General features: G+C 71.7%; 11 protein-coding genes. 6 read left to right on the top strand and 5 right to left on the bottom strand.

All coding sequences use genetic code 11. The annotated features are described in order from the left end of the window. Positions 1 to 7: 7 nt before the first annotated feature. Together ID574_RS34575 and ID574_RS34570 are read left to right on the top strand one after the other, a co-directional pair. Positions 8 to 1,390 carry an extracellular solute-binding protein gene (locus ID574_RS34575; protein WP_223167360.1) on the top strand — a complete coding sequence of 461 codons (1,383 nt, stop codon included), beginning with the start codon at positions 8 to 10 and terminating at the stop codon, positions 1,388 to 1,390. 310 nt (positions 1,391 to 1,700) lie between these two features. Then, positions 1,701 to 2,795, top strand: coding sequence for a glycerophosphodiester phosphodiesterase (locus tag ID574_RS34570; protein WP_223167359.1), 1,095 nt, complete (start codon positions 1,701 to 1,703; stop codon positions 2,793 to 2,795). A gap of 3 nt (positions 2,796 to 2,798) precedes the next feature. On the opposite strand, the gene ID574_RS34565 is transcribed toward ID574_RS34570, so the two are convergent. Beyond that, positions 2,799 to 3,617 (bottom strand): DUF1206 domain-containing protein, encoded by an 819-nt coding sequence (locus ID574_RS34565; RefSeq protein WP_223167358.1) that lies wholly within the window; start codon positions 3,615 to 3,617, stop codon positions 2,799 to 2,801. Between the two features lie 73 nt (positions 3,618 to 3,690). Here ID574_RS34565 and ID574_RS34560 point away from each other — a divergent pair, with 73 nt between their 5' ends. From ID574_RS34560 to ID574_RS34545, 4 genes are all read left to right on the top strand, one after another. Then, positions 3,691 to 5,091, top strand: coding sequence for a tetratricopeptide repeat protein (locus tag ID574_RS34560; protein WP_188193211.1), 1,401 nt, complete (start codon positions 3,691 to 3,693; stop codon positions 5,089 to 5,091). 242 nt (positions 5,092 to 5,333) lie between these two features. After that, positions 5,334 to 6,653: a hypothetical protein gene (locus ID574_RS34555; RefSeq protein WP_188193210.1), complete on the top strand. Its 1,320-nt coding sequence runs from the start codon at positions 5,334 to 5,336 to the stop codon at positions 6,651 to 6,653. 346 nt (positions 6,654 to 6,999) lie between these two features. Next, positions 7,000 to 7,821, top strand: coding sequence for a PIG-L family deacetylase (locus ID574_RS34550; RefSeq protein ID WP_188193209.1), 822 nt, complete (start codon positions 7,000 to 7,002; stop codon positions 7,819 to 7,821). 120 nt (positions 7,822 to 7,941) lie between these two features. Next, positions 7,942 to 8,979, top strand: a complete 1,038-nt coding sequence (locus ID574_RS34545; protein WP_188193208.1) for an LD-carboxypeptidase — start codon at positions 7,942 to 7,944, stop codon at positions 8,977 to 8,979. A 66-nt stretch (positions 8,980 to 9,045) separates the two neighbouring features. On the opposite strand, the gene ID574_RS34540 is transcribed toward ID574_RS34545, so the two are convergent. The 4 genes from ID574_RS34540 to ID574_RS34525 all read right to left on the bottom strand — a co-directional run bounded on the left by ID574_RS34540 (position 9,046) and on the right by ID574_RS34525 (position 11,411). Further along, positions 9,046 to 9,567, bottom strand: coding sequence for an XdhC family protein (locus ID574_RS34540; RefSeq protein WP_188193207.1), 522 nt, complete (start codon positions 9,565 to 9,567; stop codon positions 9,046 to 9,048). A gap of 42 nt (positions 9,568 to 9,609) precedes the next feature. Further along, positions 9,610 to 9,996 carry a VOC family protein gene (locus tag ID574_RS34535; RefSeq protein WP_188193206.1) on the bottom strand — a complete coding sequence of 129 codons (387 nt, stop codon included), beginning with the start codon at positions 9,994 to 9,996 and terminating at the stop codon, positions 9,610 to 9,612. Positions 9,997 to 10,079: 83 nt separating this feature from the next. Then, positions 10,080 to 10,604 (bottom strand): RNA polymerase sigma factor, encoded by a 525-nt coding sequence (locus tag ID574_RS34530; RefSeq protein WP_188193205.1) that lies wholly within the window; start codon positions 10,602 to 10,604, stop codon positions 10,080 to 10,082. Positions 10,605 to 10,772: 168 nt separating this feature from the next. Beyond that, entirely contained in the window at positions 10,773 to 11,411 is a 639-nt protein-coding gene (locus tag ID574_RS34525; RefSeq protein WP_188193204.1) for a calcium-binding protein, read from the bottom strand. Between the last annotated feature and the right edge of the window lie 65 nt (positions 11,412 to 11,476).

Below are 11,476 nucleotides of genomic sequence, written 5' to 3'. Positions count from 1 at the left end.
AAACGCCATGAAATCACTTCCATCGCGGCGCGGTGCCATGACCGCCGGCGTCGCCGCGGCACTGTCCCTGGCACTCGCCGCGTGCGGCGGCGGGTCCGGAGGGGGCGCCACCTCCGCCCCCGCCGCCTCCGCCGAGCCGAGCAAGTCGGCGGCGGTGCAGGACGCGCTGAGCAAGCCGGCCGAGCTGACGTTCTGGACGTGGGTCACGGGCATCGAGAAGACCGTCGCCCGCTTCCAGGCGAAATACCCGAACATCAAGATCAACGTCGTGAACGCGGGACAGTCCGCCGACCAGTACACCAAGCTGCAGACCGCGATCAAGGCCGGCTCCGGCGCGCCCGACGTGGCGCAGATCGAATACTTCGCCCTGCCGCAGTTCGCGCTCTCCAAGCAGGTCGTCAACCTGTCCGAGTACGGCGCCGCCGCGCTGAAGGACAAGTTCGCCGCCTCGGCGTGGAACCAGGTCGCCGTCAACGGCGGCGTCTACGGCATCCCGCAGGACACCGGCCCGATGGCGATGTTCTACCGCAAGGACATCTTCGACAAGCTCAAGCTCGAGCCGCCGAAGACCTGGGCGGAGTTCACCGAGGCGGCCAAGAAGATCAAGGCCGACAACCCGGACAACTTCATCACCTCCATCGACCCCGGTGACGCCGGCGGCGTGGACAGCCTGATCTGGCAGGCGGGCGGCAAGCCGTTCAAGACCTCCGGAGACAGCAACGTCAGCGTCACGCTCGACTCCGACCCCGGGGTCAAGCAGTGGGTCGGCACCTTCAACACGCTGCTCTCCGAGAAGCTGGTCGATCCGCAGCCCGGCTGGACGGACGAGTGGTGGAAGGCCATGGACGCCGGCAAGTACGCGGTCTGGATGACCGGCGCCTGGGCCCCGAACGGCATCATGAACTCCATCCCCAAGACGAAGGGCAAGTGGGCGGTCGCCCCGATGCCGCAGTACGACGCGGCCAAGCCGATGAACGCCGAGAACGGCGGCTCCTCGGTGGCGGTCATCCCGCAGAGCAAGAACATCCCGGCCGCCGTCGCCTTCGCCGAATGGCTCAACTCCGACCCGGAGGCCGTCAAGTCGCTGAACGAGGAGGCCGGGCTGTTCCCCGCCACCAAGGTGCTGCTCGACGACCCGGCCTTCCGTGACGCGTCGGTGGAGTTCTTCGGCGGGCAGAAGATAAACCAGGTCCTGAGCGACGCCTCGGCCGCGGTCGCGCCCGGCTGGCAGTACCTGCCGTTCCAGGTGTACGCCAACAGCATCTTCAAGGACACGGTGGGCCAGGCCATCGACGGCGGCGGGGACCTGGCCGCCGCGCTGAAGACCTGGCAGGACCGGATCACCACCTTCGGCACCGAGCAGGGCTTCACCCTCTCCAACGGCGGCTGACGCCCCTGGGACGACCGGTGGCGGTGGCGGTGCGACGCGGTGGAATGCGTCGCACCGCCACCGGCTCAACCCGCCCGCCCCCGTGCGCCCGGACATCATCCGCTCGCCGCTGGGTCGGCCTGGGCGGCCAGGTCCCCGGGCAGCGCCACCGCTTCCACCCCGAGCGCCCGGCCGATGCCGCCCGACGCACCCGTCAGCAGCGCCACTCGCCCGTTGAATCGCTCTTCACCCCATCCTGCATCGTGAACGCGCCTTTCACCGTGTGCTCAGACGTAACTCACGGTCCACCTCGCCGGACTACGGTGCGCGCATGACGATGCGCAGGTTGATCGCGAGCATGCTCGCCGGCGTCCTCGCCGGGGGTACGTTCGCCGTCGTGCTGATCCAGACACCACCCGCCACGGCGGACCGCCGCGGCAGAGCCCCGATCGTGATCGGGCACCGGGGCGCCAGCGCTCACCGGCCCGAGCACACCCTCCTGGCGTACGAGGCGGCCATCGCGATGGGCGCCGACTACATCGAGCCCGATCTCGTCTCCACCAAGGACCGCGTGCTGGTGGCCAGGCACGAGAACGAGATCTCCGGCACCACCGACGTGGCCGCGCGGCCGGAGTTCGCCGACCGGCGCACCACCAAGACCATCGACGGCCGGCCGGTCACCGGCTGGTTCACCGAGGACTTCACGCTGGCCGAGCTGAAGACGCTGCGCGCCAAGGAACGCGTGCCCGACCTGCGGCCGGACAACACGGCGTTCGACGGTCTCGCGGAGATCCCGACGTTCGAGGAGGTCGTGCAGCTCGCGCTCAAGCACGGCGTCGGCGTCTACCCGGAGACCAAGCACCCCACCTACTTCGACTCCATCGGCCTGTCGCTGGAGGAGCCGCTGCTGGAGGTGCTGAACCGGCACCGGGTGCGCAAGGCGTACATCCAGTCCTTCGAGACCGCGAACCTGCGCGAGCTGAGCGGCAAGACGCGGCTGCCGCTGATCCAGCTGATCACGGCCACCGGCGCCCCGTACGACTGGGTGGCCGCCGGCGACCCCCGCACCTACGACGACATGGTCAAGCCGGAGGGGCTGCGCGAGGTGGCCAAGTACGCCGACGGCATCGGCGTGGACACGCGGCGCGTCGTGCCCGTGGACGCCGCCGGCAAGACGCTGCCGGCCACGACGATCGTCACCGACGCCCACCGCAAGGGGCTCGACGTGCACGTCTGGACGATCCGCAACGAGAACTCCCAGCTCCCGGCCGACTACCGGCTGGGCAACCCGGCCAGCCCCGTGTACGCGCGGGCGACCGGCGACGTGATGGGCTGGCTGTCCAAGCTCGTCGAGCTGGGCATCGACGGCGCCTTCTGCGACGATCCGGGCATGGGCCGGGCCGTGGTGGCCAGGCAGTCCCTGTAGCCGTCAGGTTCGGCGCCAGCGGGATTCGCCGAAGCAGTAGACGGCGAACAGCAGCAGCCCCAGCGCCACCACCACGAGCAGCCACGGCCCGGCGGGCGTGTCGGCGAAGCGCCTGAGCGTCGCGTCGATGCCGCCCGCCCGGTCCGGGTCGTATGTGATCGCCGCCTGGCCCACGAGGACCCCGGCCAGCGCGGCGATCGCGCCCCGGGCGACGTACCCGCCGGTCCCGAGGCGGTCCATCACGGTACGGGCGCGCGGGGACATGCGCCCGCGGTCGAGCTCTTCCCTGAAACCCTTCGTGATGCCCTGGCGCACCCAGTAGACGCCGAGCGCGATCAGCCCGAGCCCGATCGCGCCCACGATCACCGGCCCGCCCGGCAGGCCGAGCAGCGTGCCGGTCAGGTCCCGCGACTTCTCGTCGTCCGAGGGCGACTTCCCCGACGTCAGCATGCTGAGCAGGGTGGCGACGACGAGGACGTACACCGCCGCCCGCGCCACCGCCTCCACCCGCTCGATGGCCTTCCCGCCGCCGAACACGGCCTCCGACGCCTGCCACAGCGCCAGCGCCACGAACCCGGCCGTCATGACCCACAGGAGCACGGCGCCGAACGGCAGCGCCGCGACCGTGGCGATCGCGCCCGCCTTGTCGGCCTCCTGCGAACCGTCGCCGAGACCGATCTGCACCGCCACCGCACCGATCAGCGCGTACAGCACGCCGCGGCACGCCAGGCCGACGCGTGTGGCCGCGTCCAGTGCCCGGCTGCGTGCCGCCTGCCGCGCGGCGCCCTTGATCTCGCGTCCCGCCCGTTCCGCAGTGCTCACAGCTCCTCCAGAGGTCCGGAACTCCGCAGTGCCCGGAAAACGGCCCTTTACGCGCGCTGGCTAGAGTGGATCGGTGACCACCGACCAGCACGGCCTGGCGATGAGCGGGGCGAGCGCCGCCGCGGCACGACACTACGACCGTGCGATCGACGAGTTGCTGCACTTCCGTGCCGAGGTCGAGGCCGAGGCCGGCGCGGCGCTGGCCGAGTCGCCCGACTTCCCGATGGGCAACGTCCTGGCGGCGTACCTCGGGCTGCTGACCACCGAGGTGGAGGACGCGCGGACGGCGCGGGCCCGGTTCGGCGCCTTCCGCCGCAGGATCGACGAGTCGTCGCTGCTGCCGCGAGAGCGCGCGCACGTGGCGGCCGTGCAGGCCCTGCTCGACGGCGACTTCCTGACGTGCGGGGCGCTGCTGGGCGAGATCTCGGTGGCGCATCCGCGCGACGCGCTCGCGCTGGCCGCCGGGCACCAGATCGACTTCTTCACCGGCGACGCCCGCTCGCTGCGCGACCGGATCGGGGGTGCGCTCAACGCCTGGCGCGAGGACGACCCGCATTTCGGGCACGTGCTCGGCATGTACGCCTTCGGGCTGGAGGAGGCCGGGCACTACGACCGGTCCGAGGACATCGGGCTGCGGGCGGTCGAGCTCAACGCGCGCGACGTGTGGGGCATCCACGCAGTGGTGCACACGTACGAGATGCAGGGGCGCTTCGGCGACGGCCTCCGTTACCTCGACGCGCGGACGCCCGACTGGTCCACCGGGACGTTCTTCAACGTCCACACCTGGTGGCACTACTGCCTGTACGCGCTGGAGGCGGGGGACCTGGCGCGGGTGCTGGCGGTCTACGACTCGGTGCTGGCCGGCGGGCAGTCGTGCATGGAGCTGCTCGACGCGGCAGCCCTGCTCTGGCGGCTCCACCTGGAGGGCTCCGGCCGGCCGGAGCTCGACGAGCGGTGGCGGGCGCTGGCCGACGCGTGGCCGGTGCGGGTGGCCGAGCCGTTCTACGCGTTCAACGACATGCACGCGGTCATGTCGTACGTGGGCGCGGGGCGGATCGGGGACGCGGAGAAGCTGATCGCTTCGCGGGAGGCGTACGTGCTGGAGCCGCATCCCCGCGTGACCAACCGCGACATGACGCTGCGGGTCGGGCTGCCGGTGTGCCGGGCGATCGTGGCGTTCGGACGGGGCGACTACGCGTCCGTGGTGGATCTGCTCTATCCGATCCGGCACCGGGTCAACGAGTTCGGCGGCAGCCACGCGCAGCGGGACGCCGTGCAGAAGACGCTGCTGGAGGCGGCGTTGCGGGCAGGGGCGGGGGACGTGGCGCGGGTGCTGGTGAGCGAGCGGGTCAGCGTGCGGCCGTGCAGCCCGTACAACTGGCTCAAGCAGGCGGCGCTGGCCGACGCGCTCGGCGACCGGGCCGCCGCGGCCGCCGCCCGGGTTCGGGCCGGTGAGCTCGTACGCGATGCCTGATCCCGGGGTGGTCCTGCATCTGGGGGTAACGGGCGAGGCGCGTTCCGTGAGAAGATCGAAATCATGATCGGTCTGTCAGGCTCCGGCCGTCGCGGTGTTCATGCCCTCGCGACGGTCACCCCCGCGATTGTCGTGCCGACGAGCTCCTTCCGCGCCAATCTCATGCCCGGCCCAGGAGCGCGCATCCGGATCGGCGCGTGCGGTCGCCTCGGGGCCACGCGCGCGGGCACGACCCCGATCGCATGCTGACCATGCACCAAGGGGACCGCACCGACCCGACCCCCGACCCCCTCCACACCGGCGCCCTTCCCCCAGAGGACCTGCCCGCCCTCGGTCAGGACGCACCGCCTGTCACAGAGCCGACGGGCACCGGCCATGCCCCGCCGGCGGCTGTCCCGAGCACGGCGGACACCGGTGATGCCGCGGACATGGCCGGCGCCCGCCGTTTACCGTCGTCCACGTCCAGCGGGGCCGTGAGCTGGGCAGGGCGCGTGGCCGCGACCGGGGAATCGACCGGGGCCGGGCCGGTGAGCGCGGCGGGACAGGGGACCCCGGCCGGGCATGGCAGCGGCGCCGGGCAGGCTCCGCCGTCGGCCGCCGGCGTGAGCAGCGCCGGGCAGGTTCCGCCGCCTCCTCGCGGCGTGACCAGCGTCGGGCAGCTGGCCGGGCTGCGGCCGCGACGCCGGCCGCGTGACGGGGGCGAGGTGACCGGGGCCGACGTCGACCTGCTGGACGCGCTGGACCCGCTGACCTGGCGCACGGTGGCCGCCTGGCTGCACGGCAAGCCGTCCGCGGCCACGCGGCAGGTCGGGCTGCAGGTCCTCGCGTCGTTCCTGCGCTGGCTGCGGAGCAAGGAGCCCGCGCTGGAGCTGCTCGCCGTCACCGGATCCCACCTGGACGCCTACTGCGAGGCCGCCCGCATCGGCGCACTCCCCCGCACCCCCGCCAGGCCCCTGGCGGACAAGACGGTGGCGCGCAAGCGCTCGGCCCTGCTGTCCTTCTACGCCTTCGCCTGGCAATGCGGCGTGGTGCGGCACAACCCCGTCCCGGGCCCGCGGGGGGTCAGGGTCCGCCGCGCCGACGCCGCGCGGACGCTCACCCGGGAAGAACGACGGCTGCTGCGCCAGGGCGTCGCCCGCCTGGCCGCCGACGGCCGGACGGCCGAGGCCACCGCGGTCGCGCTGCTGGAATCCACCGGCGCCTCCGCGGACGCGCTGGCGGGCCTGACCCGGCAGAACGTCCACGGCGTGCCCGACGGGACCGGCAGCCAGCCCGTCGTCGTGACCCTCTACCGCGGGCGCGACGACGTGGCCGCCTTCCGCGTCCCGCCTCTGGTCCGCCCGCTGCTCCGCCTGCTGTGCGCCAGCCGCCCGGCCGGCGAGCCGCTGATCAGGCGGCCCGACGGCCGCCCGCTGGACCAGGACTGGCTCAAGGGGGCGCTCGCCGACGCCGCCCTGGCCGGCGGCATCCCCGAGCATCGGGCGCGGCACCTGCACCCGAACATGCTGCGCGCCGCCACCGTCACCGATCTCCTGCACGACGCGGGCATCCCCGGCTCATGACCGCGCCGGCCACCCGCTGCTCGAGGCCGCCACCGGCCCTGTCGCACCGCCATCGGCAGGGCCGACATGCCCGCGCCCACCAGCCCCGTCAGATACGGGAAGCGCCGGAGACACCCCGAAGATGATCCCCGAGTCTCAGCGCGACCACCCGATCGATTGGCGGGGATCACGCGGGCTCACGCCGACGACCCGGCCCCGACGTCGCGCGACTCCGATCCCGGTGAGCCGGCTGCGCCGTCGGGGCGGGCCCGGTGAGCCGGCTGCCGCGCCGGGGCGGGCCCCGTGAGCCGGCTGCCGCGCCGGGGCGGGGCGGGGCTGTCGGTGGTGGCGGGTAATGTCTCGGCACATGGATCGGCAACTCACCCTCATGGTCGTGCACGCCCACCCCGACGACGAGTGCCTGAGCACCGGAGGCATCCTGGCCCGCTACACCGAGGAGGGCATCCGCACCGTCCTGGTCACCTGCACCAACGGCGAGCAGGGTGACGGCGAAGGCGGCGCCAAGCCGGGCGAGCCGGGTCACGACGACGCGGCCGTGGCCGAGCGCCGGCTCGCCGAGCTGCGCGAGTCGGTCGCCCACCTGGGCCTCGACCACCTGGAGCTGCTCGGCTACCGCGACTCGGGCATGGAGGGCTGGGAGGCGAACAGCCACCCTGACGCGTTCGCCAACGTGCCCGTCGAGGTGGCCGCAGGCAAGCTGGCCGCGTTGATGGAGCACTACCGCCCGCAGGTCGTGGTGACGTACGACGAGACGGGCGGCGGCGGTTACGGCCACCCTGACCACGTCCAGGCTCACCGCATCACGGCGGCGGCGGTCGAGTCGACCGGCATTCCGGACAAGTTCTACTACACGGCCATCCCCCGGGCCGCGATCAAGCAGATGTTCGAGCTGATGCGCGAGCACGGGGTCGACCTCGGCGACTTCGAGCCCTCCGACGACTTCGGCACCCCCGACGAGCGCGTCACGAGCGTCGTCGACGTCGCCCCCTACACCGAGCGCAAGCTCAAGGCCCTCAAGGCCCACCAGAGCCAGGGCGACAGCATCTTCCTGCTGCGCATGCCGGAGGAGGCGCAGCAGCAGGCGTTCTCGCACGAGGCGTTCGAGCGGGTGCTGTGCAAGGTCGACGCCCCCGCCCACGAGGACGACCTGTTCGCCGGCCTGCGGTGAGCGGCGGGCCTCCTCTCATGCCCGCATGGCGTTCCCGGAGGAAGGGCCGGCATCCACCCACGTCCGCCTCGGCGCGAAAAGGCGTGGCCGCCGACAGCGGCCACCGGTAGCTTGCTCCGCATGCCGGCGTACCCTGACAAGCCGAAGCCCGGCGAGAAGGTGGCGATCCTGTCGCCGGGCGCCGCGCTGCCCGCGATCTTCCCTGGGCCGTACGAGCTGGGCCTCACCCGCCTCCGGGAGGACTTCGGGCTCGTCCCGGTCGAATACCCGACCACCCGTGAGCTGGGGTCGTCGCCGGCCGCGCGGGCCGCCGACGTCAACGCCGCGTTCGCCGATCCGGAGATCAGAGCCGTCCTCACCTCCATCGGCGGCGAGGACCAGATCAAGGTGCTGCGTCACCTCGACGCGGACGTCCTCCGCGCCGATCCCAAGCCGTTCTTCGGCATCAGCGACAACACCAACCTGTGCAACTACCTGTGGAATCTCGGCGTCGTGTCGTACTACGGCGGCACGATCATGACGGTCTTCGGCCGTGGCGGCCGGATGAACCCGCAGGCCGCCGCGGCGGTGCGGGCCGCCCTGTTCACCCATGACGCGTACGACCTGCGCCCCGCCGAGCTCTACACGGACGTCGACCGAGACTGGAACAACCCGGCGTTCCTGGAGAGCGAGCCGGACCTGCTTCCCGGCGAGGGGTGGCAGTGGCACGGCCCGCGCCGCACCGTGACCGGCCCGTCCTGGGGCGGCTGTCTGGAGATCGTCGACTGGAACCTGCGCGTCGGCACCCACATCCAGGCCCCCTCCGCCTACGACGGCTGCGTGCTGTTCCTGGAGACCTCCGAAGCACTCCCCGACGCCACCTATGTGTATCGGGTGCTGATGTGCATGGGGGAACGCGGCCTGCTTCAGCGGTTCGGCGCCGCGATCATCGGGCGGCCCAAGGCCTGGTCGCTGGACAACCCGCTCCCTCCGGATCGGAAAGCCGAGTATGTGACCGCCCAGCGGGATGCCGTGCTGAGGGCTTTCGCCGAGTACAACCCGGATATCCCGCTCGTCTTGAACGTCGACATCGGGCACACCGACCCCCAGCTGGTCATTCCGTACGGCGGCACGGTCACGGTCGACGCCATCACCGGCGGCATCACCGTCCGGTACTAACGCGCTCTCAGGTCGCCGACCGGTACGAGGAGGAGCTTGACGACCGTCACCGAACGCCCCGGCGGGTCAGAAGGCGAAGCCGCCGGGGCGGGCGTTCCGGTCGGCGAGCAGGCCGGCCAGGGTGGCGACGGCGATCTCGGGAGGGGTGCGCGAGCCGATGTTGAGCCCGATGGGCCGGTGCACGCGGGCGACCTCCTCCGGCGGCACGCCGAGGTCGGTCAGCGCCCGCACGTGCGGCGCGGTGTGGCGGGCGCTGCCCATGATGCCGATCCACCGGGCCGGGGACTTGAGCAGGTCGCGCAGGATGGGCCCGATCTCCTCGCGATGATGGTCGGTGAGCACCACATCGGCCGTGGCGTCGACGTAGCCGCCGATCTCGGTCTCCGCCGCGAAACCCTCCAGGCGGCGCGCGGGATCGGGCTCGAGCAGGATCGGGCGGAAGCCGAGCTCGGCGCCGAACCTCAGCAGGAAGCCGGCCACCGGCGAGGCGAAGACGGCGACCAGCGTCCGGCCGCTTTCCGCGGCCGGAGCCTCGCTGTGGGCCACCTCACACGCCGGGTCTTCGTCATGAAGATGAGCGTGGGTCATACCTCGGAGTCTGACACGGGCGGCAGGTCCATGTGCGACCGGCTAATCGTCCCAGCGCTGGGCGTTGTCGTCGTTCAGGGTGCCGGGGGCGTCGGGGAGGACGCAGAAGGGCAGGCCCGCCGGGTCTTCCATGATCCACCACCTGTGCGCCTGCTGGACGCGCCTGGCGCCAAGGCGTTCCAGCCGCGCGACCTCCGCCTCGAGGTCGTCGGTGTGGATGTCGAGATGGACCCGGCTCGGCCCCTCCCCGAGGCGTTGCACCATGAGGCTGATGGTCTGGTCCACGAGCGCCACGCCGTGGTATTCGGGAAAGCGCTCGTTCCTGGTCAGCTGCCGTCCGATGGCGCCCTGCCAGAAGTCGAGTTCCCTGTCGTGGGCCGCCTCGGGGACGTCGATCACGATCGTGCAGAGCCTGCTGTAGTGCGGCATGAGCGTTACCTCCGGTATCAGAAAACCGGATCACGCAACCACAGATCGGCCGGAGGTTCAAGGCACTCGACGCGATCTCCGGCTCAGGTCAGCTGATCGGCCAGCCGCCGGCACGCTCGGGACGCGCGTGACTTGACCGTGCCGACGGGGATGCCCAGCCGGTCGGCGACGGCCTGGTGGCCCAGTCCCTGGAAGTACATCAGCTCGACGACCTCCCGCTGCGCGGGCTCGAGCTCCCGTACGGCGGCACGGACCAGCCACAGCCGGTCGTCCGCCGGCTCCGCCTCGATGGGCAGCTCGGGCAGCGGCGCCGTCGCCGGGCGCCTGTTGTGCCGCCTGTGCACGTCCACCGCGCAGCGGCGCACGATCTGGTACAGCCATGGCGCCAGCTCGCGCGAGGCGTCGAAGTTCCCCGCGCTGCGCCACATGCGTACGAGGGCGTCCTGGACCGCCTCCTCGGCCAGGCCGGGATCGCCCAGCAGATTCAAGGCGGTCGCGAACAGCGCCCCGCCGTACCGCTCCCACACCTGCCGCAAGGCCGTGTCGTCGCCCGCCTGGAACCGCAGGCGCAGGGTCTGGTCGTCTTCGTGTAAGTGAGATGTCGACATCGGTGCCTCTCCCTTGATCCGTGTCGAGACTGGACAACGGCTCTGTCACTGCGCTGTCACGCGGCTCCCGCCGCCTCGCAGGACCCGCTTCGTCCCAGGAATCGCCGTTGACCATGCGAGAGCCGGACCGAGAGTCTCGGCCCGGCTCGGGGAAGGATGAGCTGAGGGTTACTTGGTCACGTTCTCGCAGCTCAACGTCGTGGGGTCGACCGAGTCGACGATGGCCGCGTCGGTGCCGGTGCCACAGGCGATCACGCCGTCCTTCGCGCCTTCCTTGGCACGGAGGGTGTCGGCTCCTCCGAAGCCGAACATCTGGTCCTTCCCAAGGCCCCCCTCGATGAGGTTGGCGACCTCGCTTCCCGCGAGATTGTCGTCGAAGTCGCTGCCGGTGATGTTCTCCACATCGGAGCGGATGTCGTCCCGATCCCCGAAGGCGAGACGGCCGTCGGGGCCGCCGCCCGGCTCCGAATCGTCCAGACTGACGCGCACCGGCTGCGTGCTCTCGGAGTAGACGACGTAGTCGCTTCCGTTGCCGCCGTTGTAGGAGATCTCGGTGGGCCCGGCGGCGGTTCCGGCGAAGTAGGCGTCGGCGCCGTTGCCGCCGAAGACGTGCCCCTTCAGCGGGGTGTCGACCCTGATGGAGTCGCCGCCGACGCGGCCGCGAGCAGGGACAGACGGATGGCTCGGCGCGCGCGGGTTCTGCTCGACATGGTCACAGTGGTGCTCCTCGATGCTTGACGTGATCCCCGCGGACCGGCGCCCGGCGCCCGAGCGCCGAGTCCTGGGTAAGGTCCGTGGGGCTTTCACGCAGCTGTTCGCTTCCACGGCGTACGGCAGTTCCGCAACGTGTCGAAGTACGCAGATCCCGCGTC

It is taken from the genome of Nonomuraea sp. SYSU D8015 (assembly GCF_008065375.1).
Lineage (GTDB): Bacteria > Actinomycetota > Actinomycetes > Streptosporangiales > Streptosporangiaceae > Nonomuraea.
This window is presented reverse-complemented; position numbering and strand designations above follow the sequence as displayed.